The 26,569-nt window shown below is 69.0% G+C and carries 28 protein-coding genes; 8 read left to right on the plus strand and 20 right to left on the minus strand.

Annotated elements, in window-relative coordinates:
• Window positions 1–32: 32 nt before the first annotated feature.
• The 8 genes from U743_RS19145 to U743_RS14120 all read right to left on the minus strand — a co-directional run bounded on the left by U743_RS19145 (window position 33) and on the right by U743_RS14120 (window position 8,253).
• Window positions 33–1,136, minus strand: a complete 1,104-nt coding sequence (locus U743_RS19145; protein ID WP_156966455.1) for a SpvB/TcaC N-terminal domain-containing protein — start codon at window positions 1,134–1,136, stop codon at window positions 33–35.
• Window positions 1,137–1,742: 606 nt separating this feature from the next.
• Window positions 1,743–2,957 carry a lipoprotein N-acyltransferase Lnb domain-containing protein gene (locus U743_RS14090; protein ID WP_043769111.1) on the minus strand — a complete coding sequence of 405 codons (1,215 nt, stop codon included), beginning with the start codon at window positions 2,955–2,957 and terminating at the stop codon, window positions 1,743–1,745.
• Window positions 2,954–3,829 carry an HlyC/CorC family transporter gene (locus U743_RS14095; RefSeq protein WP_043769113.1) on the minus strand — a complete coding sequence of 292 codons (876 nt, stop codon included), beginning with the start codon at window positions 3,827–3,829 and terminating at the stop codon, window positions 2,954–2,956. The genes U743_RS14090 and U743_RS14095 overlap by 4 nt, the downstream gene beginning before the upstream one ends.
• Window positions 3,830–3,868: 39 nt before the next feature.
• Complete coding sequence (gene ybeY, locus U743_RS14100) at window positions 3,869–4,297, minus strand: rRNA maturation RNase YbeY (RefSeq protein WP_043769115.1); 429 nt, start codon at window positions 4,295–4,297, stop codon at window positions 3,869–3,871.
• Complete coding sequence (locus tag U743_RS14105; protein WP_232226798.1) at window positions 4,294–5,346, minus strand: PhoH family protein; 1,053 nt, start codon at window positions 5,344–5,346, stop codon at window positions 4,294–4,296. The genes ybeY and U743_RS14105 overlap by 4 nt, the downstream gene beginning before the upstream one ends.
• Window positions 5,343–6,728 carry a tRNA (N6-isopentenyl adenosine(37)-C2)-methylthiotransferase MiaB gene (miaB, locus tag U743_RS14110; protein ID WP_052368211.1) on the minus strand — a complete coding sequence of 462 codons (1,386 nt, stop codon included), beginning with the start codon at window positions 6,726–6,728 and terminating at the stop codon, window positions 5,343–5,345. The genes U743_RS14105 and miaB overlap by 4 nt, the downstream gene beginning before the upstream one ends.
• Window positions 6,729–6,807: 79 nt before the next feature.
• Window positions 6,808–7,245 carry a low molecular weight protein-tyrosine-phosphatase gene (locus U743_RS14115; protein WP_043769117.1) on the minus strand — a complete coding sequence of 146 codons (438 nt, stop codon included), beginning with the start codon at window positions 7,243–7,245 and terminating at the stop codon, window positions 6,808–6,810.
• A gap of 33 nt (window positions 7,246–7,278) precedes the next feature.
• Window positions 7,279–8,253: an NADPH:quinone oxidoreductase family protein gene (locus U743_RS14120; protein WP_043769119.1), complete on the minus strand. Its 975-nt coding sequence runs from the start codon at window positions 8,251–8,253 to the stop codon at window positions 7,279–7,281.
• A 117-nt stretch (window positions 8,254–8,370) separates the two neighbouring features.
• Here U743_RS14120 and U743_RS14125 point away from each other — a divergent pair, with 117 nt between their 5' ends.
• The 4 genes from U743_RS14125 to U743_RS14140 are packed head-to-tail and all read left to right on the plus strand — an operon-like array spanning window position 8,371 to window position 12,447.
• Window positions 8,371–10,143, plus strand: a complete 1,773-nt coding sequence (locus tag U743_RS14125; protein ID WP_052368212.1) for a M61 family metallopeptidase — start codon at window positions 8,371–8,373, stop codon at window positions 10,141–10,143.
• Window positions 10,140–10,793, plus strand: coding sequence for a glycerol-3-phosphate 1-O-acyltransferase PlsY (plsY, locus tag U743_RS14130; protein WP_043769121.1), 654 nt, complete (start codon window positions 10,140–10,142; stop codon window positions 10,791–10,793). Before U743_RS14125 ends, plsY begins: the two co-directional genes overlap by 4 nt.
• Window positions 10,769–11,737, plus strand: a complete 969-nt coding sequence (locus U743_RS14135; RefSeq protein ID WP_043769123.1) for a biotin--[acetyl-CoA-carboxylase] ligase — start codon at window positions 10,769–10,771, stop codon at window positions 11,735–11,737. Before plsY ends, U743_RS14135 begins: the two co-directional genes overlap by 25 nt.
• Complete coding sequence (locus tag U743_RS14140) at window positions 11,734–12,447, plus strand: type III pantothenate kinase (RefSeq protein ID WP_043769125.1); 714 nt, start codon at window positions 11,734–11,736, stop codon at window positions 12,445–12,447. The genes U743_RS14135 and U743_RS14140 overlap by 4 nt, the downstream gene beginning before the upstream one ends.
• Before the next feature lie 120 nt (window positions 12,448–12,567).
• On the opposite strand, the gene U743_RS14145 is transcribed toward U743_RS14140, so the two are convergent.
• Complete coding sequence (locus tag U743_RS14145) at window positions 12,568–13,812, minus strand: hypothetical protein (RefSeq protein ID WP_156966456.1); 1,245 nt, start codon at window positions 13,810–13,812, stop codon at window positions 12,568–12,570.
• Window positions 13,813–14,231: 419 nt separating this feature from the next.
• Between U743_RS14145 and U743_RS14150 the strand changes: the two genes are divergently transcribed.
• From U743_RS14150 to U743_RS14160, 3 genes are all read left to right on the plus strand, one after another.
• Window positions 14,232–15,041: an HAD family hydrolase gene (locus U743_RS14150; protein ID WP_043769129.1), complete on the plus strand. Its 810-nt coding sequence runs from the start codon at window positions 14,232–14,234 to the stop codon at window positions 15,039–15,041.
• 93 nt (window positions 15,042–15,134) lie between these two features.
• Window positions 15,135–16,154, plus strand: a complete 1,020-nt coding sequence (moaA, locus tag U743_RS14155; protein WP_043772307.1) for a GTP 3',8-cyclase MoaA — start codon at window positions 15,135–15,137, stop codon at window positions 16,152–16,154.
• Between the two features lie 25 nt (window positions 16,155–16,179).
• Entirely contained in the window at window positions 16,180–17,052 is an 873-nt protein-coding gene (locus U743_RS14160) for a helix-turn-helix transcriptional regulator (protein ID WP_198022056.1), read from the plus strand.
• Here the strand turns inward: U743_RS14160 and U743_RS14165 are convergent.
• From U743_RS14165 to U743_RS14185, 5 genes are all read right to left on the minus strand, one after another.
• A complete protein-coding gene (locus U743_RS14165) occupies window positions 17,049–18,242 on the minus strand; it encodes an OprO/OprP family phosphate-selective porin (protein WP_198022057.1) in 1,194 nt (397 codons plus the stop codon). The genes U743_RS14160 and U743_RS14165 overlap by 4 nt on opposite strands.
• A gap of 43 nt (window positions 18,243–18,285) precedes the next feature.
• On the minus strand, window positions 18,286–19,119 hold the full coding sequence (locus U743_RS14170; protein WP_052368214.1) for a substrate-binding domain-containing protein: 834 nt from the start codon (window positions 19,117–19,119) through the stop codon (window positions 18,286–18,288).
• Window positions 19,120–19,158: 39 nt separating this feature from the next.
• Entirely contained in the window at window positions 19,159–19,914 is a 756-nt protein-coding gene (locus U743_RS14175) for an energy-coupling factor ABC transporter ATP-binding protein (RefSeq protein WP_052368215.1), read from the minus strand.
• Window positions 19,889–20,593, minus strand: a complete 705-nt coding sequence (locus tag U743_RS14180) for an ABC transporter permease (protein WP_043769133.1) — start codon at window positions 20,591–20,593, stop codon at window positions 19,889–19,891. The genes U743_RS14175 and U743_RS14180 overlap by 26 nt, the downstream gene beginning before the upstream one ends.
• Before the next feature lie 120 nt (window positions 20,594–20,713).
• The gene (locus tag U743_RS14185; RefSeq protein ID WP_052368216.1) at window positions 20,714–20,995 is read right to left on the minus strand and encodes a MoaD/ThiS family protein; all 282 of its coding nucleotides are present in this window, start codon (window positions 20,993–20,995) and stop codon (window positions 20,714–20,716) included.
• Between the two features lie 82 nt (window positions 20,996–21,077).
• On the opposite strand from U743_RS14185, the gene U743_RS14190 reads away from it, so the two are divergent.
• A complete protein-coding gene (locus U743_RS14190; RefSeq protein ID WP_043769136.1) occupies window positions 21,078–21,281 on the plus strand; it encodes a DUF6494 family protein in 204 nt (67 codons plus the stop codon).
• A gap of 10 nt (window positions 21,282–21,291) precedes the next feature.
• On the opposite strand, the gene moeA is transcribed toward U743_RS14190, so the two are convergent.
• Genes moeA through U743_RS14220 form a run of 6 tightly spaced genes read right to left on the minus strand, consistent with a single transcriptional unit; the run spans window position 21,292 to window position 26,484 of the window.
• Complete coding sequence (gene moeA, locus U743_RS14195; protein ID WP_043769138.1) at window positions 21,292–22,545, minus strand: molybdopterin molybdotransferase MoeA; 1,254 nt, start codon at window positions 22,543–22,545, stop codon at window positions 21,292–21,294.
• Window positions 22,542–23,153 (minus strand): molybdenum cofactor guanylyltransferase MobA, encoded by a 612-nt coding sequence (mobA, locus tag U743_RS14200; protein ID WP_043769140.1) that lies wholly within the window; start codon window positions 23,151–23,153, stop codon window positions 22,542–22,544. Before mobA ends, moeA begins: the two co-directional genes overlap by 4 nt.
• On the minus strand, window positions 23,146–24,315 hold the full coding sequence (gene moeB / locus U743_RS14205; RefSeq protein WP_043769142.1) for a molybdopterin-synthase adenylyltransferase MoeB: 1,170 nt from the start codon (window positions 24,313–24,315) through the stop codon (window positions 23,146–23,148). Before moeB ends, mobA begins: the two co-directional genes overlap by 8 nt.
• A 2-nt stretch (window positions 24,316–24,317) precedes the next feature.
• Entirely contained in the window at window positions 24,318–24,596 is a 279-nt protein-coding gene (locus tag U743_RS19150) for a MoaD/ThiS family protein (RefSeq protein ID WP_043769144.1), read from the minus strand.
• Window positions 24,597–24,631: 35 nt separating this feature from the next.
• Window positions 24,632–25,396: a selenium cofactor biosynthesis protein YqeC gene (gene yqeC, locus U743_RS14215; RefSeq protein ID WP_043769146.1), complete on the minus strand. Its 765-nt coding sequence runs from the start codon at window positions 25,394–25,396 to the stop codon at window positions 24,632–24,634.
• Window positions 25,393–26,484: a WD40/YVTN/BNR-like repeat-containing protein gene (locus U743_RS14220; protein ID WP_043769148.1), complete on the minus strand. Its 1,092-nt coding sequence runs from the start codon at window positions 26,482–26,484 to the stop codon at window positions 25,393–25,395. The genes yqeC and U743_RS14220 overlap by 4 nt, the downstream gene beginning before the upstream one ends.
• Between the last annotated feature and the right edge of the window lie 85 nt (window positions 26,485–26,569).

The raw sequence follows: 26,569 nt of genomic DNA on the forward strand, positions 1-26,569 counted from the left end.
GACTGGCTCACCATCGTCTCCGTGCCCCGGCATCATCCCAGATCGGGGCGATTGATCAGAGTTTCCCTAGGAGCCGACGAGCTAGTGACCCGATCCCCGGGCAGAAAACCACTAAGGTCACCCTCCCAAGAGAAACGGGTAGGCAATAGACAATCGCTATCGGAAGCCATACTACTAGCGCATTCCCGCACTGAATCCAGATGTTCACGGCTTGACAGACCGCGCACTCCATAGTCGAAACGATATTCTTTAACGACCTCGTTCTCTACGTAAGTCGTGAGCTTATCTAGGACCTGGGTCTTAGACTGCTTGGTGCCCAGAAAATACCCCCGGGACTCAGCCCCCGCAGTATCGCGGTACTGGAACTCGACCTTGGCGAATGGCGACAGGCCAGCCTGGTCATTCCCGGTGTAGTGAATGGAGACCGGAAGGACTTCGACGCCCGACCCTGTATCGAAATCCCGATAGCAGAACTCCATCCAGTTTCCGGAAGTATCTTCAACGCGAGAGAGAAGCCATAGCTGGTTGACTTCGTCAATCTGCAAATACCCTGGCCGTATGCCGGTAATGCGGCTTGCCTCTGGTTGTGAGCACGCTCCAATGCTTGCACGCGAGCCGTAGGTCATCGTCAATCCGGACTTAGTTCGGACGGTCCATTCCTTCGGGTCAAGATTTGCTTCATAGGTTGCCCGAACGTCCCGGAACTCCTCCACCTCCGTCCTGAACCGCTGCGAGCCTGGTCCACTGCTTACCAAACGCTTCCCGTCAAGACAATATCTACTATTGATTTGCTGCTGGAAAATGACGGGCTCATATAAACCGTCCTGCGCAAGCGTCGCCGGACAGCGGTTTATCTGCGAGAGACCCGCGATTCGGAAGCGCGGACCAAGAAAGGAGACCCCTGCAGTCGAATCGAAAATTATCGACAGATCCGGCTCCACCCCGCCCGCGCCTGGAGACACATCAATTGGAATGCTGTATTGCGCCGCGCCTTTAGCCGTTGCCTGGAAGGTCCCTTGCGTCGTTCCCACTGGAGATTCAAGCAGCGCCTGAGCCGATGCTTGCCCCAGGAGGCAATAAATACTTACGAAGAAAAGCGTTGCTATGCAACGCGAGAAGGATCCCCTTGCTTTCATGGCCTGCCCCCTTGCTTCAGCCGACTGCGATTAGCTATGTCTCCATGGATAACGCGCCCGAAGAGCGCAACATCAGCGCAGTCCACCTACGGAGGTGAAGCGCGCATGAGACAACAGCAGCTGCCATCGCCTTCAGCCAACTTTGCTGAAGAGATGCGCTGACACTGCAGAATGCGAAGGGAATGGCTCGTACGGGCGGTGCAGTAGTAGCACCGCGCGGAGCGTCGTTAGATAACTGACCTGGCTTTTTTACGGACCGGCCAAAAGGACTGCAATGAGGCGGGATACTGCGCTGGCGCTCGCGATACGCGAGTGCGCGCTGGTAATCGTTGTGCTCCCACCCCCGCCGCAACATCCCTACCCCGTCTATCCTTGACAGTTCGCAAATTTTCTTGCTGGCTACTTTTCTATCACTACATGCGCCCCACCGCAATAGCAGAACGGTGAAGGAAGCGCTCCGGGGATGGGCCACGGACACCTCCCGCAGTGCCTCGACTACAGCCCCTCCACCCCGAGGCTCCGCGACCGGAAGACACCAGCCTGCGCATTCGACGGAGAGCGGTCCGCATCCGCTTCACTGCAGACCCCATCGAACAAAGTACCGACTCAGCGCGTAGCCGGGAATCCCTTCGTACTCCATGCCAGCGCGGCATGCGCCGGCAGCCAGAGGAGCAGGTGGTGCAGATTCGCCTGCCAGATCGGCGCCAGCGCGCCGACCAGCGCCACGGCCGGCAGTAGCAGCATGAAGAAGCGTTGCCACGCCGTCGGCGCGCGGCCGCGCGCGGCCGCCCACAGCGCCGGGAAGGCCAGCCAGGCCAGCGGGTTGTAGAAGGCCATGGACAGGTTGTACCAGCCGGCCCAGTGGGCGGTGGCGAGGGTGATGAAGACCATGATCAGCCCGGCCGCGCCGGCGAGCAGGAGTTGCAGGCCGCCGAGCAGCGCCCAGAGCGGCCGCGCGTAGCGGCGCGCCAGCAACAGCAGCGCGCTCCAGAGCAGGCCGGCGAGCAGGAACCAGCCGGCCAGATGCGGCGGCTCGTCGGGCGGCTTGGCGGCGGCGCGCGCGTCATCGCGTGCCACCAGCACGCGCTCGGCGGCCACCAGCGAGCGGGTGGCAGCTTCCTCGGTGGCGGGCAGCGCGACATCGCGCAGCGCGGCTTCCAGCACTTCGGGCACGAAGGCCTCCTCCCAGCGCGTGCGCGGGAGATCCGCCGCCGGGCCGAGGATCAGATCCAGGCCCAGCATCACCGGCAGGTCCGGCGCGGCGAGGCGCAGCACCTGCCCGCGCAGCGTCAGCCGCGCCGGACGCTCCTTGAGAACCTGCAGCGCGCCGTCGGTGACGTCGTCGAGGGCGTCGCGCAGCTGGGTGGAGCAGGCCTGCAGAAAGTAGTCGTAGCGATAGGCGGCATTCTCGGGCCGGGCGTTCCACTCGAGGAAGTCCGCCAGCTCGCGCGCCTGCGCGGGGCGCAGCTCGAGCTGCTCCTCGCGCACGGCGCGACCCTCGCGCTCGTAGAAGTAGAGGGTGCGCGCCAGCGTGTCGGTGGCCAGCCGGTACTGCATGCGACCGAAGATGAAGTTCGCGAAGAAGTTGTCCTGCGCGAAATCGAAGAAGCCGTAGTTGTAGACCGTACCGCCGCCGGGGCTACCGTCGCGCACGAGCAGCGCGTTGTGGCCGAAGCGCTGCCAGTAGACGGTGCCCGGATCGAAAGTGAGCAGGCTGATGCGTGGCGCCGGCGGCTCGCTCTCGGCGGCGGCCGGCGCGGTCAGCGCCAGACCGAGGAGCGCGCCCGCCAGCAGCAGGGCGGACCCGCAGCGGCGGGTCATTCCTCGTCCGCCGCCAGCGTGACCTGCAGGGCGTGCACGCGGCGCGAGTCGGCGCGCTGGACGTTGAAGGTGCAGTCGCCGATACGCACGGTCTCGCCGCGGCGCGGCATATGCCCGAAGTGATGCGCGACCAGGCCGCCGACCGTGTCGAACTCCTCGTCCGAGTAGCGCGTCGCGAAGTACTCGTTGAAGTCCTCGATGGGCGTCAGCCCCTGCACGATGAAGCGGCGCTCGTCCTGCTTCAGGATCATCGCGCCTTCGGCCTCGTCGTACTCGTCGTCGATCTCGCCGACGATCTGCTCGATGACGTCCTCGATGGTCACCAGCCCGGCGACGCCACCGTACTCGTCGACGACGATGGCCATGTGATAGCGCCCGGAACGGAACTCCTGCAGCATGATCGACACGCGCTTGGATTCCGGCACGAAGACCGCGGGCCGCAGCAGCGCGGCCGCCTCGAAGCCGGGCGCATCCGAGCGTGAGAAGCGCAGCAGATCCTTGGCGAGCAGGATGCCGACGATCTCATCGCGCGAATGGCCGACGACCGGAAAGCGCGAGTGGCCGGACTCGACGACGATCTCCAGCACCTTGTCGAGGTCCCAGTCGTCCTCCAGCACCACCATCTGCGCGCGCGGAATCATGATGTCGCGCGCCTGCAGGTCGGCGGTTTCCAGCACGCCCTCGATCATGGGCAGCGCCTCACCCTCGATCAGGCCCTCCTCGGAGGCTTCCGTCAGGAACTCGAGAATGTCGCTGCGACTGCGCGGCCCGCCGGCAATGGACTTGCCCAGGCGACGGAACCAGCCGCCGCCGTCGGTGCGCTCGCTGCGTTCGTTGCCGTTGCCGTTGCTACTGTCAGAGTCGTCGTTCATGCGGATGTGCCGCGGCCCCCGGCCGCGATGGAATCGCCCTCAGTATGGATCAGCAAAACCGAGGCCGGCGAGGATACGGCGCTCGGCCGCCTCCATGACCCGGGCCTCGTCGTCGTCGATGTGGTCGTGGCCGCGCAGATGCAGCACGCCGTGCACCACCATGTGCGCCCAGTGCGCCCGCGGGCTCTTGCCCTGCTCGGCGGCTTCGGCAGCGATGACCGGCGCGCAGAGCACGATGTCGCCCAGCTCGGGCTCCTCCACCAGCGGCGAGGCCGCCGGAAAGGAAAGCACATTGGTGGGCCGGTTCTTGCCACGGAAGCGATGATTCAGTGCGCGCGACTCGTCGGCGTCCACCACGCGCAGGCAGAGCGCGCCCTCGGCGCCGGCGGCGCTCGCGAAGGCGCGCAGGCTGACAGGTGCCGGAATACCGCGCGGCGGCACGCGGCGCTGCACCAGGATGGCGCTCACTGCCCGCTGCTACCGCCATGCTCGCCGCTTTCCTCGTGCGTTTCGTAGGCCTCGACGATGGCCTGCACCAGCGGGTGGCGCACGACGTCGGCGCGACCGAAGTAGGTGGTACCGATGCCCGCCACACCCTCCAGCACGCCGAGGGCATGGCGCAGCCCGGACTGCAGATGCCGCGGCAGATCGATCTGCGTGATGTCGCCCGTGACCACGGCCACCGAGGAGAAGCCAATGCGGGTCAGGAACATCTTCATCTGCTCGGGCGTGGTGTTCTGCGCCTCGTCGAGGATGACGAAGGATTCGTTGAGCGTGCGCCCGCGCATGAAGGCCAGCGGCGCGATCTCGATGACCTGCTTGTCGATGAGACGCGCCACGCGCTCGAAGCCGAGCATTTCGTAGAGGGCGTCGTAGAGCGGGCGCAGATAGGGATCCACCTTCTGCGACAGATCGCCGGGCAGAAAGCCCAGCTTCTCGCCGGCCTCGACGGCCGGACGCGTCAGCACGATGCGGCGCACGCGGTCACGCTCCAGGGCGTGCACGGCGCTGGCCACGGCGAGATAGGTCTTGCCGGTGCCGGCCGGGCCGATGCCGAAGTTGACGTCGTTGGCGACGATGGCCGACAGATACTCGCGCTGCTTGGCGGTGCGCCCGCGCACGATGCCGCGGCGGGTGCGGATGACGACCTCGCTGCCCGAGGGTGCCGGCTCACCGCCGGCGTCGTCGCCGAGCGCCTCGGCGGCCTCGCCCTGGTCGTCCACCAGCGGCTCCACCGGCTCGGCGTCCAGCGCTTCGGTCAGCGCCAGATGCACATTCTCGGTGGTCAGCGTTTGCGACTCGGTCTGCTCGTAAAGCCGACGCAGCACGTCCTCGGCGCGGGCAATGCCGTCGTCGGGGCCGAGCAGCCGGAAGCGTGAACCGCGGTTGCGGATCTCCACGCCCAGGCGCAGCTCCACCTGGCGCAGATGTGCGTCGAAGGGGCCGTTGAGGCTGGCGAGCCGGCGCGCGTCGTCCGGCGCCAGCTCGATGTCGAGACTGCGCATGGGGGTGCTCACGCGGTGGCTTCCGCCCCAGCCAGCCGGCCGCGCAGGGAATTGCTCAGCGCCTCGCTCACGGTGACGTCGACGAATTCGCCGACCAGGCGCTCGTCGCCGTCGAAATTCACCCAGCGGTTGTTCGACAGCTTGCCGGCCATCTGGCCGTTGCCGCGCCGGGAGGCGCGCTCGACCAGCACCGGATAGGTGCCACCCACCAGCCCGCGGCAATATTCCATGGACAACTGCTGGATGCGCGCCTGCAGGATGCTCAGGCGCTGCTTCTTGACCTCGGGCGGCACACCGTCGCGCAGGTTTGCCGCCGGCGTGCCCGGCCGCTCGCTGTAGACGAAGGAGAAGGCGCTGTCGCAGCGCACCTCCGCGATCAGGTCCATGGTCGCCTGGAAATCGGCGTCGGTCTCGCCCGGGAAGCCGACGATGAAGTCCGAGGACAGGGCGATGTCCGGACGCGCGGCGCGCAGGCGGCGAATCTTGTCGATGTAGACGTCGGCGGTGTGGTTGCGCTTCATCAGCTTGAGCACGCGGTCGGATCCGGACTGCACCGGAAGATGCAAATAGTTGGCCAGCTTCGGCTCATCGGCGAAGGCCTCGATCAGGCCATCGTCGAACTCCAGCGGGTGCGAGGTCGTGAAGCGGATGCGCTGGATGCCGTCGAGGCGGGCGACGTAGTGGATCAGCAGCGCCAGATCACAGGTGCCGCCACCGCGCATGGCGCCGCGATAGCCGTTGACGTTCTGGCCGAGCAGCGTGATCTCGCGCACGCCGGCCTCGGCGAGCTGGGCGCATTCCACCAGCACATCGTCCAGCGGCCGCGAGACCTCCTCGCCGCGTGTGTAGGGCACCACGCAGAAGCTGCAGTACTTGGAGCAGCCCTCCATGATCGAGACGAAGGCCGTGGGGCCGTCGGCGCGCGGCTCGGGCAGCGCGTCGAACTTCTCGATCTCCGGAAAGCTGACGTCGACCGCCGGCCGCCCCGTGGCGCGCGTCGTGCTGAGCAGCGCGGGCAGCCGGTGCAGGGTCTGCGGGCCGAAGACGACGTCGACCAGCTTCTCGCGCTGGGCGATGGCCTCGCCCTCCTGCGACGCCACGCAGCCGCCCACCGCCACCTGCCGGCCCGGTCGCGCGCTCTTCCACTCGCGCCAGCGGCCCAGCTCGGAGAAGACCTTCTCCTGCGCCTTCTCGCGCACCGAGCAGGTGTTGAGCAGCAGCAGATCGGCCTCCTCGGGCTGATCCGTGCGCGTGTACCCGTCGGACGCAGCGAGCACGTCGGCCATCTTGGCCGAGTCGTACTCATTCATCTGGCACCCGAAGGTGCGGATGAAGAGCTTCGGCTTCGGGGTCTGGCTGACGGCAGCGCCGTCCGGCAACTCGGATGTGGCCATGAATGCGGGCTCGCGCCCGTTACCGCAGGATGGGCAAAAATTGTACAGCAGGCATCGGCGCGTCAACCAATCAAGCGGTTCATGCGATGCGCGCCAGCCAATCCTCGGTGCCCTGCTCGATCAGCGCCAGGGCCTCTTCGAAGGCCGCGCGCGGGCGACGATAGGGATCGGGCACCTCGGCCGCGTCGCGCCAGTGCAACCACAGGAAGCTGCGGCCGCGCAGCTGAGGATGCTGGCGATGCAGCCAGTCGAGGTGGCTGCGGTCCATGGCCAGCACCAGATCGGCGCGCGACAGCACCCCGGCCGTGGCCTGCTGCGCGCGGTGTGGCGAAAGGTCGATGCCCTTCTCGTCCATCAGCTCGACGGCGGTGGCATCGGCGCCGTGACCGACCAGCGCGCCGATGCCGGCCGAGTAGACCTCGCTGAGCTTGTCGCCGGCGCGCGCGCGCAGCAGCGCCTCGCCCATCGGGCTGCGGCAGATATTGCCGGTACAGATCACGCAGACGCGCGAGAACATGCAGTTTCCTGGTTGCTTGCGCGCGGCGCGCGGCTACGGAAGGAGCGCGATCTTGCCGGTCACACGCCGCGCGCGCATGTCGGCCAGCGCCTTGGCGGCATCCTCCAGCGGATAGGTCTTGGAGATATGCGGCCGCAGCTTGCCCTCGCCAAACCAGGCAAAGAGCTGCTCGAAGTTCTCGAAGTTCAGCTTCGGCTCGCGCGCGACGAACATGCCCCAGAAGACACCGACGGCCGACGCGCCCTTGAGCAGCAGGCGGTTGGCGGCGATCTCGGGAATATCACCGGCGGCGAAGCCGATGATCAGATAGCGCCCGCCCCAGTTGATCGCCGACAGGCAGTGCTGCGCCAACTCGCCGCCGACCGGGTCGAAGATGACGTCCGCGCCCTGGCCCTTGGTGCGCTTCTTGACCTCTTCCTTGAAGCTGCCGTGGCTGTAGTTGATGGTCTCGTCGGCGCCATAGTGGCTGGCCAGGGACAGCTTGTCCTGGCTGCTGGCCGCAGCGATGACGCGCGCGCCCATCAGCTTGCCGATCTGCACCGCTGCCAGACCGACGCCGCCGCCGGCACCGAGCACGAGCAGCGTCTCGCCGGCGGCCAGCTGGCCGCGCTGGCGCAGGGCGTGGATGACCGTGCCGTAGACCAGCGGGAAGGCCGAGGCGTGCGTGAACTCCATCTCGTTCGGGATGGGCATCACCGCCTCGCCGGGCGCGACGGCCTGATCGGCGAAGCCGCCCACCTGCACCAGCGCGGTGACGCGATCGCCAGGGCGCACATGCCGGATCTTCTCGCCCACCGAGATGACCTCGCCGGCGACTTCCGAGCCCGGCACGAAGGGCGGTTCGGCCTGCAGCTGGTACTTGCCCTCGACGATGAGGGTATCCGGGAAATTCACGCCGCAGGCGCGCACCTTGATGCAGACCTCGTTCGCCTTGGGCTCGAGGTCGGGACGCTCTTCGACGACGAGATCGTCGGGCGGGCCCAGGGATTGGCAAACGACGGCGCGCATGGGGGGTCTCCTTTTCTGGAAAGCTGTTTCGGCGCGAGTGTAGCCAAATCGGGGCGCCACGGTCCGGCAATGACGGCAGCGATACAATGCGAGCCCTTTCGCGCCCGGAAACGCGCCTTGGCTTATCCGCCGCTGCACTTCCGCATCCAGCTCGCCGATCCGCAGGCGCATCGGTTGCGGCTGCAGTGCCGCATCGCGGAGCCCGATCCGCAGGGCCAGGTGCTTCGGCTGGCGAGCTGGACGCGCGGCAGTTACCTGGTGCGCGACTTCGCCCGGCACCTGATGTGGCTGCGCGCCGAAAGCCACGGCCAGCCGGTCTGCTGGCAGCGGCTGGACAAGCGCAGCATCAGGTTGGCGCCCTGCGAGGGTCCGCTGCTGGTGGACTACGAACTGCATGCCTTCGACCCCAGCGTGCGCAAGGCCTATCTCGACAGCGAGCGCGGCTTCATCAACGGCACCTCGGTCTTCTGGCGCGCCGAGGGCGTCGACGGACCGGTTGGCGTCACCGTCGAGCCGCCGGCGATGGAGGACTGGCATCTCGCCACCACCATGACCGTCAAGGACACCGACAAGCGCGGATTCGGCGACTTCGAGGCCGCCGACTGGGAGGAGGTCGTCGACCACCCCTTCAGCTTCGGGCCGCTGCGTCGGGTGCGCTTCGCCGCCGACGGCATCGACCACGAGCTGGCCTTCACCGGCAGGCTACCGCAGGAGCTCGACGAAGCGCGCCTGCGCGAGGATCTCACCCGCATCTGCGAGGCCGAGCGCGCGCTTTTCGGCGGCGAGCCCAAGCTGGCCTGTTACCAGTTCCAGACCGCCGTCACCGCCGACAGCTACGGCGGTCTCGAGCACCGCAGCAGCTGCGCGCTGGTCTGCGCGCGCGACGACCTGCCCCGCAAGGGCGAGACCGAGCGCAGCGCGCGCTACCGGGGCTTCCTCGGGCTGTGCAGCCACGAGTACTTCCACCTGTGGAACGTCAAGCGCATCACGCCGGAGGCCTTCGCCGCTTCCGACCTCGGCACCGAGGCATATACCCGCGACCTCTGGGCCTACGAGGGTGTCACCAGCTACTACGACGACCATCTGCTGCTGCGCGCCGGCTGCATCACGCCACAGCAGTATCTGGACGGCGTCGCGGAGACCATCACCCGCCTCAATCGCACACCGGGCCGACACCTGCAGAGCCTGGCCGAGTCCAGCTTCGAAGCCTGGACCAAGTTCTACCAGCCCGACGAGAACCTGCCCAACGCCACCGTCAGCTACTACGGTAAGGGCGCGCTCGCCGCGCTGGCCCTCGATCTGCGTCTGCGCCGCGATTCGGATGCAACGCTGGATGACGTCATGCGCCGCCTCTGGGCCGACTTCGGCGCCACGGACACGCCGGCGCCGGAGGGCGCTCTGGAGGCCGTCGCCTGCCGGCTGTCGGGGATCGAGGATCTACCCGCAGATTTCGAGCGCTGGCTACGCGGCACCGGCGAGCTACCGCTGGCCGAGCTGCTCGCCGACTTCGGCGTCAAGCTCGAGCACGAAGTCGACCCCAAGCATCCCGAGCGCAGCGCCCGTCTCGGCCTGCGTCTGCAACCGCAGCGCAGTGAGCTAGCCGGCGTCGTCGAGGACAGCCCGGCGCAACGCGCCGGCCTCGGCGGCGGCGACGAACTCGTCGCCATCGACGGCGCCCGACTGACCGCCCACAATCTCGACGCCCGCCTCAACCGACTGCGCCCCGGCGAGACCGTCGTGCTGCACTACTTCCGCGATCACCAGCTGCGCGAAACCACCATCACGCCCGAAGAGCCCCTGGCCGATCGCTGCCGTATGAAGCTGGACGAGGAAGCCGACAGCCCGGCGCGCGCGCGGCGCGCCGCCTGGCTAGGGGAAAGCACGGCGTGAACCCGACGCTGGCCATCCTGCTCACCGTCGCCGGCGGCTATCTGCTGGGCACCGTACTGGGTGGCGCCATCATGGCGCGCCTGCGCGGCGTCGACCTGCGCGCCAGCGGCTCCGGCAATGTCGGCGCCACCAACGCGCTGCGCGCCGGCGGCGCGCGCATGGCCGTCCCGGTGCTCGTCATCGACATCGGCAAGGGTATTGTCGCGGTAACGCTGCTGCCCTGGCTTCTGGGCGCCTACGCCGAGCCTCGCCAGCTCGCCTACATCGCCGGCGTCGCCGCCGCACTCGGCCACTGCTACCCGGTCTGGACCGGCTTCACCGGCGGCAAGGGCGTGGCCACGCTGGCCGGCGTCTTCGCCGTACTGCTGCCGGCAGCCACGCTGGCCATTCTCATCGTCTTCCTGCTCTGCGTGCTGACCACCGGCTACGTCGGCGCCGCCAGCATTCTGGGCGCGCTCACGGCCGTGGCCTGGGTGCTGCTGGCGCCCCTCGGCCCGCTGCCGCCGGGCACCGCGGCATTCGTCATGGCCATGGCCGCACTGGTGGTCTTCAAGCATCGCGACAACCTCCAGCGCCTTGCCGAAGGCACCGAAGTGCGCATGGACAAGCTGGCAGTGCTGCGGCGATGGTGGCTCGGCAGCAGGCGCTGAGGCCGCTGCTCGCCGCCCTGGCCGACGGCCAGTGGCATTCCGGCGAGCAGCTGGCGGCCGAGGCCGGCTGCTCGCGCGCGGCGCTGGCCAAGCGTGTGGCGCATCTGCGCGATGACTATCGACTCGACATCGCCGCCACCGCCGGGCGCGGCTATCGGCTGGAGCAGCCCCTCGATCTGCTCGAGGCCGACGCCATCCGCGCCGCCGTCGGCCCGCAGGCCGGACGCGTCACGGTGCTCGACAGCGTTGACTCGACCAACCGCTGGCTGCTCGATGCGCCGGCGGCCGAGGACCCCCAGCTCTGCACGGCCGAGATGCAGAGCGCCGGCCGCGGTCGGCGCGGACGCGCCTGGGCATCGCCCTTCGGCCAGAGTCTGTATCTCTCGGTGTCCTACGGCTTCGCACACACCGCCGCCGCGCTGGGCGCGCTGCCGCTGGCCATGGGGGTCACGGCCGGCGGTGTGCTGGAAGCCTTCGGCGCACCGCAGATCGGCCTGAAGTGGCCCAACGACCTGGTCCACGACGGCGCCAAGCTCGGCGGCCTGCTCTGCGAAGCGCGCGGCGAGATGGGCGGCAACTTCCGCGTCGTGGTCGGGCTGGGCGTGAATGTGCGCCATCACCCGGCGCTGGACGGTCTCGACCAGCCTGCCACCAGCCTCGAGCGCCTGGGCGCGACGGTGTCGCGCAGTGCGCTGGCCGGAACGCTGGGCGCGGCACTGCTGGCCGCCTGCGAGCGTTTCGCCGCGCAGGGCTTGGCCGCCTTCGCCGAGGATTTCGCCGCGCGCGACGCGCTGCGCGACCGCAGCGTGACGGTGCAGGAAGCCACGGCCTGGCAGGGCATCGCCCGCGGCGTCGATGCTGCCGGCGCGCTGCAGGTGCAGACGGCCGACGGCGGGCTGCGCGCCGTGCACGCCGGCGACGTCTCTGTGCGCGCAGCGTCATGAGCACGATCTGCATCGACATCGGCAACACGCGGCTGAAGTGGCGCGCCGCGGACTCCGGAAGCGTCGAATCGGCGATGCACGACGGCGAGCCGGCGACGCTGCTGCGCGAACTGGATGCGCTGCACGATCGTCCCGTGCGCATCAGCCAGAACCACGGCACCGAGGCCGAGCCGGCGCTGCGCGCTGCCGCCGAGGCCGCCGGCGCCCGCGACATCGTCTTCGCACGCACCGAAGCCGAGCGCGACGGCCTGCGCATTGCCTACGACGATCCGGCGCGGCTCGGCGTGGACCGCTTCCTGGCCATGCTGGCGCTATGGCGCGAGCGGCGCGCCGGCTTCCTCGTCGCCGGCGCCGGCACCGCGCTGACGCTGGATATCGTCGACGACAGCGGCCGGCATGTCGGCGGCTACATCGCACCGGGGCTGCACAGCATGCGCACGGCCGTGCTCGATCGCACGCGTTTCCCCCACGCCTTCGATGCACCGGCCGTGGACGCCCCCGGCACCAGCACCGAGGGCTGCGTTGCCGAGGCCGCGCTGGCCACAGCCCTCGGCCTGCTGGAGCGCGGCCAGCACCGCTTCGGCCTGCCCGGCTACATCGGCGGCGGCGACGCCGCCACGCTGATGGCGCATCTGGCGCCGGAGCACTGGACGCTGCGCGAGCATCTGGTGCTCGACGCGTTGGCGCAGGAGGTCGGCCCGCTGGCCTGACGCGCGCCGCGGCAGCGCCGCCGAATACTCCGGCGGCCAGTGCAGACGAGGGGCGCCTGCGCGACGACGGCCGGCGCTATGAGCGGGCCTGATCCGTTACCGCGAGCCGCGGCGCCTCTTTCAAGGCCCGTCGTAGAGACGCGCCATGGCCTGATCGGAATCGCGATCGAACCAGGTGACGAGGAAGTCTCCGTTTCCGCCCATGGCAACCAAAGCCGTCTCCGCGCCAGGGTCCACAGTGAAGTTCACACCCAGCGCACCGCCACCGCGGGCGTGGCGTTGTACGTAACCCGCGCGGTTATCATCGGTCCAGTCGCTCCAGCCGATGACGAAGTTTCCGGCCGCATCCATCGCCGTGTTCAGTGCCGAGCTCTGCTTCAAGCCGGCATCGTTGACCTGGAATGCGGGCCCGGCAAACCCGAAGGCGGGATACACGCGTGCCGATACGTTGCGCGATAGATCGTCGGGGTCGCTGGAGCGCGTCCGGTAGGCAACCACATAGCTGCCATCGTCGGCCATCGATACCGAGGGGGTCGACGTGCCGACGCGTTCCATGCCCGACAAGGATACGACCTGGCGAATGCCGGGCAGACCAAGGGCGCTGAATCGCTGCACATAAGTGCCATCGAACAAGTGAATCGCTGCCGACCCACCGTAAACGTTCCAGGCCGCGACGAAGGTTCCGTCCGGGGCCATATCCACGTCGACGCTCCGGATGTCGCTGCCGCCAACCACGCCCGCGATCAGCGAAACACGGTACTCGGCAGAACGGGCCAGTGTGCGCGTCCGCTGCGCACGCGTGCCGCCCCGGGTATAGCGCCGCAGCTTGACCTTGTAGTCGTCCAGCTCCACACACAACCCGCGGCCGACGACGCAAGCCGTGGAGCCGCCGAACTGGCGCTGCTGCCCCTCTGACCAACCCACCACGAAATCGCCCTCTGCGTCCACAGCAACCGAACAGCGGCCTCGTGAAACCTGCCCAAAGCGCGGTGCATCCGGGCCACCAACGAACATTTCATCGCCGAGTGGCACACCTTCCGATGTGAAACGGCGCGCGTAGACGCCCAGTGCGCCATCGGGGCCGCTCTGCAACCAGCACGCGACGACGTCACCGTTGTCGCTGATGGCGATATCGCCGTTTGCAGATACGCCATTGATCGGGAAATTGTCCGTGCGCGGCGTACCATCGGCGGCGAACACACGCGCCAGCAGACGCGAATCTCCGGAGAGCAACGCCACAAAATCGCCGTCGCGACTGCTCGCGACCGAAATGACGCCAGCGGTTTCGCCGGGATCGGAAGACACCGTGAAAGCAGGTCCGAGCGGATCACCCGGCGCACCGCTTGCGCTATTGGCCACCAGCACGAAAAGGCCACCGAAAAGAACACGGCGGGACCAGGCGGATACGAATTCCGTAGCGGACATGTCGGCGTCTCCCAGCTTGTTTTTTGTCCACCAACGACTGTACACGGCCCCAATGAAGGCTGAAAGTCAGCGGGAGCAACAGAATGTAAGTGCGATTCGTCTTTCGAAGGCAAGCTGCCCCCCGATAACGATCCCGCACCCAGGCGGCTTGTACGCGCACCAGCAAGGCGCGGCTTAGCGATGCCGCAGGTCCGTGACCGACACGTCTCAGCCGATCGACCATACAGCTTGAATGGTCGCGGACTGCGGGCGGCTGCCGCTCAGCCAGCGGCCGCGGGGCCGGGGCATGATGGGCGATGCCGGGGGCGGCGGCACCGCCCCACCGGCAACCACCACGGCGCAATGAGGAAAGCCCGGCAATGAGCGTTCTGCATCACCCCCAGGCCGTACCACGCGTTCTGCTCTTCGACTGGCACGCCACGCTGGTCGACACCATGGACGCGATGTACCACGCCGTCGACGACGTGCTGCCGCGGCTGGACGAGCTGGGGCTGGTCGAGCGCCTGCTCAAGCCCGAGAGTTCCAAGACCGTCGAGGATGCCAAGCTCGTCAAGTACGTGCGCAAGCATGCGCGGCTGCATCCCAAGATCCGCGCCGAGCGCAAGATCTCGCGCACGGACATCTTCGAGGTGCTCTTCGGCGACGACCAGGAGGCCAAACGCGCCGCACACAAGGCCTTCGACACCAGCTACGCGAAGGTCTTCGGCGAAGTGCACCCCTTGGAGGACGGCGCCCGCCAGAATCTTCAGGCGCTGCGCGACGAAGGCATGCAGCTCGGCGTGCTTTCCAATCGCAGCCGGACCTTCATGGCGCACGAGCTCTTCGCCATCGAGGGCGTCGGCTGGGTCGATCTCTTCGACACCATGGTCTGTGGCGACGACGTCGCCCATCGCAAGCCGGCGCCCGATCTCATCCTGAAGGCGCTGGAGAATCTGGAGATCGCGCCGAGTCTCGGCTGCTGGTACATCGGCGACAGCACCACCGATGTCATCGCCGCGGCCGAGGCCGGGGTGACCCCGGTCTTCTACAACGGCGCCGGCTGGGACCAGGACTGGATCGACCACATATTCCCGCGCACCGTGCGCCATCCGCACTTCCCGCACGCGGTGGTACGCGACCTGCCCGAGCTGCATGGGCTGGTCCACGAGTACCGCCATCTCGGCGAATGAGGCCTCGCCCGAAGGTCGGATTGTGACGTCTGCGCCGCGTGCCATAATCGGGCCACCCCTGTCGCGAGGCACGCCTTGAAGCTCGTCGCGCCGATGCCGGAAGTCACCACGCTGGACGCCCTCGCGCGGCCGCTGCGCGACCTGCGTATCTCGCTGACCGATCGCTGCAACTTCCGCTGCACCTACTGCATGCCGCGGCACGTCTTCGGCCCGGATCACGAGTTCCTGCCGCGCGCCGAGCTGCTCGACTTCGACGAGATCGTGCGCAGCGCGCGCATCTTCGCGGAACTGGGTGTGCGCAAGCTGCGCATCACCGGCGGCGAGCCGCTGCTGCGCCCGGATCTGGAGACCCTGATCGAGCGCCTGGCCGCGCTGCCGGGCATCGAGGACATCAGCCTGACCACCAACGCCTCGCGCCTGACCGCCGAGCGCGCGCGGGGGCTGCATGCGGCTGGCCTGCGCCGCCTGACCGTCAGCCTCGACGCCATCGACGACACAACCTTCCGCCGCATCGTCGACGTGCAGACGCCCGTGGCCAGAATCCTGGAGGCCATCGACCACGCCGTCGACGCCGGCCTGGCGCCGGTCAAGATCAACGCCGTCATCAAGCGCGGTCTCAACGACGATCAGATCGAGCCGCTGGCCCAATACTTCCGCCACAGCGGCTGCGTGCTGCGCTTCATCGAGTTCATGGACGTCGGCGCCAGCAACGGCTGGAAGCTCGACGCCGTGGTGCCGGCCGCCGAGATCGTGCAGCGGCTGCAGGCGCGCTGGCCGCTGGCGCCGCTCGACCCGAACTACGCCGGCGAAACCGCCAACCGCTGGCGCTACCGCGACGGCGCCGGCGAGATCGGCGTCATCGCCTCGGTCAGCGAGCCCTTCTGCGGCGGCTGCAGCCGTGCGCGCCTATCGGCAGAGGGCAAGCTCTACACCTGCCTCTTCGCCAGCCAGGGCTTCGATCTGCGCGCGCTGCTGCGCGACGGCGCCGACGACGAGATGCTACGCGCGCACCTCGGCACGCTCTGGGGGGCGCGCGTCGACCGCTACTCCGAGCTGCGCACGGCGGAAACGGCCGCCACCCGCAAGGTGGAAATGTCCTACATCGGCGGCTGATGCCCGGCGCGCCATGAAGGAGCTCATGAACACGGCCGAGGTGGCGCGCTACCTCGACGTGCAGCCACGCAAGATCTACGAGCTGGTCGGCAAGGGCGAGATTCCCTGCAGCCGGGTCACCGGCAAATGGCTGTTTCCGAAGAGCCTGATCGACCTCTGGGTGCTGCAGGGCAATATCTACCCGCATCCGCTGCCCGCCGCACCACCGCCGCCGGTGATTGCCGGCAGCCACGATCCGCTGCTGGCCTGGGCCGCCGGCGAATCGGGCTGCGAGCTTGCGCTGCTGAGCCAGGGCAGCCGCGACGGCCTGCAGCGGCTCGCCGCACAGCAGGCCGTTGTTGCGGGCATGCACCTGCTCGACGCCGACAGCGGCGACTACAACCTGCCGGCCGTACAGCAGACGCTGCGCTCGCGGCCGGTCGTGGTCATCCACTGGGCCTGGCGCCGACAGGGCCTTCTGCTGCCGCAGGGCAATCCGCGCGGCGTCACCGGACTCGCCGATGTCGCCGACCGACAGTTGCGCTTCGCGCACCGGCAGGCCGCCGCCGGCAGCCGCTTGCTGCTGGAGCAGCTTCTCGCCAAAGAAGGCCGCACGCCGGAGTCGCTGGAGGGGCTGGCGCGGCCGGCGCACAGCGAAACGGAAGTCGCGCTGACCGTGGCCGACGGCCGCGCCGACGCGGGGCTGGCCATCGAGGCCGCTGCGCGTCAGCAGCGGCTCGACTTCCTGCCGCTGTGGCGTGAGCGCTTCGATCTGGTGCTGACACGTCGCGACTACTTCGAGCCGCCCTTCCAGACGCTGCTCGCCTTCACGCGCACGCCCGACTTCGCCGAGCGCGCGAGCGGTCTCGGCGGTTACGACGTCGCCGAGACCGGCCGCGTGCTCTATAACGCGCCCTAGAACTCCAGCTGAAGCCGGGCCTGCACGAACTGCGGCTCGTCGCCGTCGGAAGCACCGCCGTCCACCTCCAGAACGCGACCGTAGTTCAGCATCGCGCGCAGATAGGCGTTCGGGTACCAGCTCAGCCCCAGCGTCATGCTCTGCTGTTCGCCGCCGATGACGCCGTCGTCGCTGAGGTCGATGCCGCTGTAGCGCGCGGTTACCTCCCAGGCACCGGCATCGGCACGCGGCGTGATGGCGCCGAACTTGCCGCCGGCGCCGGAGTAGGCCGCAGCGCGCGACTCGCCGGTGAGGAACCAGCCCGCCTGCAGGTAATGCCCCGAGAATCTCGGCTCGGCAGCGCCATTGTCGGCGTCGGTGCGGGCCACCATGTACTCGCCCTGCAGGTGCAGCGGACCGTGGGCCGCGGCCAGCTCCAGCGCGGCGCTGGAGCGCGCGTCGACATCGCTGAGGGCACCGCTGTCCACCAGACGAACACCCGCGATGTTGGTCTCCGGGCGGGTGCGGTAGCGCGCGTCCAGACCATCCGGAAGCTGGCGGTAATGCAGGCTCAGCCCGAGGTGCAGCAACGCCGCTGCGCTGTGAACGGGAGCGTGGGTGGCGCGACCGGCCAGCGAGAAGCCGCTGTCGGCCTCGCCGGGCGCCTCGTTGCCCTCGACGGTATCGCCGAAGGCGCCGATCGCCGTGCTCCAGTTGGCGCCGCCCGACAGCAGCGCAGCCCCGATTCGCCGGCCGGGCACGAAGGCCTCCTGCAGCAGGCTGCGCTCGATGAAGCTGACGTACTTCGAGCTGGTCATATTGTCCAGCGAGAAGGGCTGCTTGAAATTGCCCACGCGCAGCGTGCCGGCGGAGAAGCCGCGATAGTCGATGTAGCCATCGCGGATGTGATTGCCGCTGCCGGCGAAGTCCATCTGCAGCTTGTAGCCCCAGTCGCGCAGGATCTTCCCGCTGACGAAGACGCGGCCGCGCCGGATCTTGGTGCCGTTGCCCAGCGCAGCAACATCCTCGTCGTAGAATGCGCCGTCAGCCTGGATGCGGCCGCCCAGGCGGGTGCTGAAGCTGCCGTCGCTGGCCGCGAGGCGCAGGCCGCTGTCGCGGCTGAGGCGCAGCTCGATCGCGTCATCGGCCATGGCCACCGTGCCGATCGCCATCAGGCCGGCGATGCTCATTGCTTGCAGTGTCTTGCGCATGCTGCTGTCTCCCTTGTAGTTGTTCATTGCTTGCCAGCCCGCTTCAGCGCGCATCCGGGGTGAAGAGCTGCTGCCCCTGCAGCCGATAGGCACCGATCGCCGCCTGGCCGTCTTCGGAGAGCAGCCAGTCGATGAAGGTCTGCGCTGCGGCCTTCTTCACCGAAGCGCAGTGCTCGGGATCGACCATGATCACGCCATAGGGATTGAACAGACGCTCGTCGCCCTCTACGAGCACTTCCAAGCCGGCACGGTTGCCGAAGCTGATCCAGGTGCCCCGATCAGCCAGGATGTAGGCTTCCATGCCGCGCGCCGTGTTGAGCGCCTCGCCCATGCCGGAGCCGGTCTCGCGGTACCAGGCGCCGGCGGCCGCGACATCCACGCCGGCGGCTTCCCACAGCGTCAGCTCCTTCTTGTGCGTGCCACTGTCGTCGCCGCGCGACACGAAAGGCGACTCCGCCTCGGCGATGGCGGCGAAGGCCGCCGCGACGTCGGCTTCGTCGCCGATGCCGGCCGGGTCGGCGGCCGGCCCGATCAGCACGAAATCGTTGTACATCAGGTGATGCCGCTCGACGCCGTATCCGGCATCGACGAAGGCCTTCTCGGCTGCCGGGGCGTGCACCATGACGACATCGGCGTCGCAGCGCTGGCCGTACTTCAGCGCCGCGCCGGTGCCCACCGCCACCACGCGCACCTCGATGCCGTGCTCGGTTTCGAATTCGGGAAGAATGGCCTCGAACAGCCCCGAGGCTTCCGTGGAGGTGGTCGAGGCCACCGTGATGTAGTCCGCCTGCTCGGCGCCGGCTCCCGCGCTGACAGCCAGCGCCAGAGCCGCCGAGACCCACCGCAGCGTCGGCTTGAGAGTCTTGCTTGCTTGCATGCCGTGTCTCCCTTGTCGTGTGTTGACCGCGGGCGACGCCTAGACCGGCAGCCGCCCCTCCAGATAGGCCGCCGCCTCTGCCGAGGCCGGCCGCTCGAAGAAGTCCGTCGCCGATCGCTGCTCGCACAGACGGCCGTCAGCGAGAAAGAGGACCTCGTGCGCCAACCGGCGCGCCTGCCCGAGGTCGTGCGTGGTCAGCACCACGCGCGTTCCCGCCGCGCAGATCTCGCCGATGAGCTGCTCGACGCGCAGCGTGCTGCGCGGATCGAGGCTGGCGCAGGGCTCGTCGAGGAAAAGCACGCGCGGCCGCTGCACCCAGGCGCGAACAATGGCCAACCGCTGGACCTCGCCGCCGGACAACTTCGGCGCCGGCCGATCGGCCAGCGCGGTCAGCCCGCCCTGGGCGAGCGCGGTGGCGATTGCCGCGGGGCGTTCGCGGCGGGGCACGCCGGCGCGCGCCAGCGCGAAGGCGATATTGGCGCGCACCGAGCGCCGCAGCATGACGGGCTTCTGCAGGACCAACCCCAGCGCGGATGCGGCCTGCTGGGGGCTGCGCCCATTCCAGTCGACCCGGCCCGCATCGGCCGCGCGCAGCCCCAGCAGCACGCGCTGCAGCACGCTCTTGCCGGCGCCGTTGGGCCCGAGCATGACGCTGATGCCGTCGCCGCCGAGGGTGAAGTCCAGCCCGCGCAGCACCGACTGTCCGCCCAGATCCAGCCGCAGCCCTTGCACCTGCAGCGGCAGCAGCGGATTGGCCGCGGCCGTGCAGCTAGCCGTATCGGCGGGCGGCGACATCGCGCACTCCCATGGCGGCGAAGTTGATGGTCAGCGTGATGGCGACCAGGATGATGCCCAGCGCCATGGCCGTGGCGAGCTCGCCCTTGGCGGTTTCCAGGGCGATGCTGGTGGTCATGACACGGGTGACACCATCGATGTTGCCGCCGACGATGAGCACCGCCCCGACCTCGGCAACGGCCCGCCCGAATCCGGCAAGCACCGCCGTCAGCAACGAAAAGCGCGCATCCCAGAGCAGCGCGCGCATCATCGCGAGTCGGCCGGTGCGCAGGCTCTGCAACTGCTCTCGGTACTCGGCGTCCAGGTCGGCGATGGTCTGGCGCGTCAGCGCCGCGATGATGGGCATGACCAGGATGGCCTGGGCGACGATCATCGCCGCCGGCGTGAAGAGCAGGCCCAGCTCCCCCAGCGGGCCGGCGCGCGAGAGCATCAGATAAACCACCAGTCCGACCACCACCGGCGGCAGCCCCATGAAGGCGTTGAGCAGCGCCACGAACAGCGGCCGTGCCGGGAAGCGATAGAGGGCGACGGCCGCGCCCAGCGGCATACCGATCAGCGCGGCAATGAACGTGCCGGCCAGGCTGACCTGCAGCGACAACCCGACGATGCCGTAGAGCTCCGCGTCCAGCGCGCCGAGCATTCGCAGCGCCAGTGCGAAGGCTTCGGAGAAATCGCTCACGCTGACCGCGCTCGGATCGCCATGCGCCGAGCTTAAGTGCGCTTTATGTCCAGGCCAACGCTTCTATGACGAAATGACGACGAACAAGAATCAAAAACATACAGAAACACACAAATGCAGCTACAGCGCAGGACCCGCTGGCCAAGGGGTCGCACTCCCGCCGCTGACCGGCGGAATCAGCGCCAGCCGATCTCCCGCCTGCAGCGCGTCCTCGCGCGCGATCAGCGCGTCGCCACGCGCCACGGCCGTTCGCGCCAGATGCGGCTCGGCCGCCGGCACGCGCGCGGCCAGCGCGTCGAGCGCGGCCGCCACGTCGGGGCTGTCGCCGGCGACGTCGAGGCGCAGCTCGGCGCCGCCGCACAAGCTTTCGAAAACGCCGTAACACTCGACAAGAATCTGCATCGGGCTCGCGCCCTCCGGTGACCTGATGCCCGTCTTATGCCATAAAGCCGGCAGCCATCGCGATCACGACAAGGAGACTGCCATGGACGAGGACCGCTTCAACCACAGCCTGCGAAGCTTTCTCAAGCAGGTGGGCGTGACCTCCCAGCGCGAGCTGGAGAAGGCCGCGCGCGCTGCCGCCGACAAGGGCGCGCTGCCCGCCGGCGGGCTACCCGTGACGATGACGCTGCGCTGCGAGGCGCTCGGCGTCGAGCACGTCGTCGAGGCAAAGCTCGACACCGACTGAGGTCGCGGCCTCAGCCGTTCCAGACCGGCTGGGCGAAGGGCTCCACGGGCACCTCCTCGCCGGCAGCCACATCGCCGGTATCAGCTTCGAGGAAGACGAAGCAGTCGGCCGCGCTCATCGAACGCAGCACGCCCGAGCCCTGATGGCCCAGCGGCTCGACCGCCGTGCCACCGTCGACCAGGCGCGCGCGCTGGAACTCGGCGCGGCCCGGCTTCTTGCGGATGGGCCCAGCCAGCGGCAGGCGCACGCGCAGCGGTGGCGCCGGCCGGCCGCCGGAAAGCTTGACCAGCGCCGGCCGCACCATCTGCAGGAAGGTCACCATCACCGACACCGGATTGCCGGGCAGGCCGAAGAAGTGCGCATCGCCGACGCGGCCGAAGGCCAGCGGCCGGCCGGGCTTGATGTTGACCTGCCAGAAACCGACATCGCCGCGCTGGCGCAGCACCTCCAGCACGTAATCGGCCGCGCCTACCGAGACGCCACCGCTGCTGATGATGGCGTCGCAGCCGGCGGCGGCGTCGAAGGCCGCCTCCAGCGCCTCGGTGGTATCGCGGACGATGCCGAGATCGACCAGCGTCACGCCCAGCTCTTCCAGCATGGCGCGGATCGTGTAGCGATTGCTGTCGTGAATCTCGCCGGCATCCAGCGCCGTGCCCACCGGCTGCAGCTCGTCACCGGTGGAGAAGAAGGCAACGCGCGGCCGCCGATGCACCGCGACCTCGGCCGTGCCCACCGACGCCAGCACGCCCAGGTCAGCCGGGCGCAGCCAGTGGCCGGGTGACAGCACCGTATCGCCGCGCGCGAGATCCTCGCCGGCCTCGCGCACATTGCTGCCGGGTTTGGGCGCGTCATGGAAGACCACCGTCTCGCCGTCGGCTTCGGTGCGCTCCTGCATGACCACGGCATCGGCGCCGGCGGGCAGCACCGCGCCGGTCATGATGCGCACGCACTGGCCCACATCGACGCGGCCGTCGAAGGGATGCCCGGCGAAGCTGTCGCCGATCAGCCGCAGCTTCGTGCCCTTGTCGGGGATGTCGGCCGCGCGCAGCGCGTAGCCGTCCATGGCCGAGTTGGTGTGCGCCGGCACATCGACGCCGGCCGTGACCGGCTCGGCCAGCACGCGGTGCAGGGCCTCGGGCAGCGGCAGGCGCTCGGTCTCGGCCAGCGGCGCGACAGCCTCCAGGATGCGGGCGCGCGCCTCGTCCAGCGCCAGGCCAGGACTGTCGTGACCGCCGCCGCAGCCTGCGACTTCTTCTTGTTTCACGATGCGTTCTCCATGGCCGAGGCCAGCGCTTGCAGCTCCTCCGGCGTATTGATGTTGGCGAAAGGATCGGCGGCGGCGCCGAAGTCGACGGCGACCCAGCGATGGCGCCGGTACCAGGCCATGACCTTGCGCTCACCGTCTCCGATGGCCGCCGCGAGATCGTCGACCAGCGCGCGCCGGATCAGCGCGTGCACCGGATGCAGCCGGCCCTCGGCCTCGACGACGGCGATGTCGGCGCTCTGCGCCTCGACGGCCATGCCCAGATGCAGCGCCAGATCGGTGGGCAGCAGTGGCGCGTCGCAGGGGGCGCACAGCACCCATTCGGTGTCGGCAGCGGCGAGCACGGCGTGGATGCCGGCCAGCGGGCCGGGATAGACCTCGCCACCCCAGCCGCTGTCGGTCACCACCGGCGCGCCCAGGGCACGGTAGGCGTCGAGCGAGCGATTGGCGTTGACCAGCTGCGCGGCCGTCTGCGCGCGCAGCGCGTCCAACACATGCGCGGCCAGCGGGCGGCCGGCCAGCTCCAGCAGGCCCTTGTCGATGCCGCCCATGCGGCTGCCGGCGCCACCGGAAAGCACCGCGCCGGTGATGGCAGCGCGCTCAGGCATCGGTCGGGGCGGCCGCGCCGCTGCAGAAGTGCTCGTAGTCGATGTAGCCGGGGAAATCGCGGCCCGGCGCGCAGTAGGCGCAATCCGGGTCGGCCACCAGATTGAGAATGCGCGCGCGGCTGCGGCGGGCGTCGAAGAGCATCAGCCGGCCGGTCAGTGGCTCGCCGAAGCCGATGATGAGCTTGAGCACCTCCAGCGCCTGCAGCAGCCCGATGATGCCGGGCACCACACCCAGCACGCCGGCCTCGCTGCAGGGCGGCGCCAGCGCCGGATCGGGCGGCTCGGCGAAGAGGCAGCGATAGCAGGGCTGGCCGCCGGCGCCGAAGACCGCGACCTGCCCCTCGAAACCCTGCACGGCGCCATAGACATTGGGCAGGCCGAGCTTGATGCAGGCGTCGTTCACCAGATAGCGCGTCGGGAAGTTGTCGGAGCCGTCGACGACGATGTCGTAGTCGACGAGCACCGACTCGACGTTGTCGGCGGACAGCCGCAAGTCATGGGTAAGGACCGTGATCTGCGGGTTCAGCGCCTCCAACGTGGCGCGCGCCGAATCCACCTTGGCCTGGCCGACGCGGTCGTCGCGGTGCAGCACCTGCCGGTGCAGATTGCTGCGGTCGACACGATCATGATCCACCAGCCCCAGCGTGCCGACGCCGGCCGCGGCGAGATACAGCGCCGCCGGCGAGCCCAGCCCGCCGGCGCCGATGAGCAGTACGCGCGCCCGACCCAGCTTGGCCTGGCCGGCATCGCCCAACTCGGGCAGCACGATCTGGCGCGCATAGCGCTGCCGCGCGCCGGTGTCGACCAGCTCGGGCAACACCCAGGGCAGGCCCTCGTCCTTCCAGCGGTTGAAGCCGCCCGCCACCGAGCGCACATCGGCGTAGCCCAGCCGCGTCAGATCGTCGGCCGCCAGCAGAGAGCGGCTGCCGCCGCCACAAAGCAGCAGCAATGGCTGCTCGGCGTCGGGGGCGAGGTCGGCGATGCGCAACTCCAGATAGCCACGCGTGAGCTGAGCAGCACCCTCGGGACTGCCCTGCAGAAGCTCGTCGGTCTCTCGGATATCTATAAGACGGACGCCCTGCTGCTGCAGCTCGCGCGCTTCCTGTGGCGAAACCTCGGCGATGCGCTGGCGCAGCGCCTCCAGATGCTGCTCGACGCCCATGGCTAGCCGCCCGACACCGAGGCCACGACCAGCAGCACGTCGCCCTCGGCGAGCGGCGTGTCCAGCCCCTGGGCGGCGCGCAGGTCGCGCTCGTTGAGATAGAGATTGACGTGCGGGCGCATGCCCCCGCCGCGATGCAGCACGCGGTTGACCAGCAGCTCGTGCCGCGGCCGCAGCGCACCCAGCGCCTCACCCACCGTCGCGCCTTCGGCGGCCACGGTCGGCGTGTCGCCGGCCAGCGGCTGCAGCGCTTCGGGAAGCTCGATACGAATCTGCGCCATGGCGTGCAAGGACTCCGTCGTAGCCTTCGACGCTATCACAGCGCCTGCCGTGTGATGACCCCGACCAAGGGCGCATCGTCCTCGCCCCCGCGCAGGCGGGTCAGCACCACGCGCTCCAGCCGCGGGCCGGCCGCCAGCGCAGCGCGCGCAGCGGCTTCCGCGGCTTCGCGCCGCGGCGCGTCATCCACCTGATTGATAACCGGCACCACACGCATGCCCGCGGTGTGCTGCAGGCCGCCGTTGTTCGCCGCCAGCAGCGCACCGACATGCGCGGCGGTGAGCACCTCCCCCGGCTGCATCTCCAGCAACGCCGCCAACTGCTCGGGGCGATGCACGTGCTTGTCGTCCAGCGGCTGGCCGATGACGCCGGCCGAGACCAGCACCAGCACGCAGGCCGTTCCCGGCGGCAGCAGCGGCTCATCGGCCCTGGGCGCCTTGATGCCGCGCATGCGCGCGCCGTCGGCCTTGACCAGTGTCGTGTCGAAACCACCGGCGGCGTGCAGCCGGTCGACATCGGCCGGCGCCAGCCCGGCCAGCCGGCCCGGCTTGTCGGAGGGCTGCGCGAAGCCGAAGGTGCCTGCGCCCCGCACGGCCACCGCCAGCGCGATCAGCGTCTCGGTGGCGGCGACCTGCATGCGGATGCCGGCGGCGCGCGGCGGGGGCGCGGTATGCGCCGTCGCGGTCCAGGCGACCCGACCCGGCAACTCGCGCGCCAGCGCCAGCAGCAGGCTCTTCTTGCCACCGGCGCCGACGGCGGCGACGATGCCGCCGCGCAGGCCCAGCGCCTCGGTCAGCGTCATCGCGCGACCGAGCCGGCGTCGACGCTGAGCACCGGCGGCAGGATGGCCGGCAACGGCAACCAGTGGTCGCCACGATCGCGGCTGTGGAAGACATGGCCGCTGGAAGTGCCGAAATACAGGCCGAGCGGATCGAGGCCGTCGCCGGCAAGACCGTCGCGCAGCACCGTCACGTAGCAGTGGCGCTGCGGCAGCCCCTCAGTCAGCGCCTGCCAGTGCGCGCCGGCATCCCGCGTGCGATAGACGCGCAGCCGCCCGTCGACCGTGGCGCGGAAATCGCTGGAATCCTCCGGGATGGTGAACAGCACGTCGGGGTCAACGGGGTCGATGGCCAGCGCGTAGCCGAAGTCGCTGGGCAGGCCCTCGGTGATCTCGACCCAGGAGCGCCCGCCGTCATCCGAGCGCCAGGTGCCGGTGTGACTCTGGCGGTAGAGCCGATCCGGATCGGCCGGATGCATGCGCAGCGTGTGGTCGTTGTGGCCAGCCACTGGCTCGGCCTCGGGCAGATAGGGCGCGCGCACCCCCTTGTTGCAGGCCTGCCAACTCGCACCGGCATCATCGGAGCGATAGACACCGCCGGCCGCCAACGCGCAATAGAGACGCTGACCGTGCACATGGATGGAATGCACCGCGCAGCCGCCCTTGGCCGGATGCCAGTGCTCGGCCGCGGGCTGGGTATGGAAGGCGTCGAGTCGCCGCCACCCTTCGCCGCGATCGGTGGAGACGAAGAGGCCGGGCGGTTCGATACCCGCATAGATCGTGTCCGGCGACTCCGCCGGTCCGGGCGCCAGGCTCCAGATCGTGCGCAGGCTGTCGGCCGTGTCGTCGTCGCCGTGGCGCGGCACCTCGGCGAGCGAATGCCAGCTGCGGCCGGCATCCGTGCTGCGATAGATGTGAATGCCCCACACCGGGTGATGCGCCGCCGCATAAGCGACCGTGCCGCCATGGCGCGGATCCAGAAAGGCGCGCTGAATCTCGTACCCGGCCAGATACGGCCCCTCCAGCGCGAACTGCTCGCGCTTGGGGTTGGCGCGCGCGACGAAGAGGCCCTTGCGCGTTCCGATCAGCACGGCGATTTCGGCGAGCTTCATCTTCCCAACGATCCGTTATCAACCGAAGCGCGACTATACGCAGGGGCGACCGGCCAAGTCTGCGCCGAAAGTCGAAACCCGGAAG

The sequence above is a fragment of the Algiphilus aromaticivorans DG1253 genome, assembly GCF_000733765.1.
GTDB classification, from domain to species: domain Bacteria; phylum Pseudomonadota; class Gammaproteobacteria; order Nevskiales; family Nevskiaceae; genus Algiphilus; species Algiphilus aromaticivorans.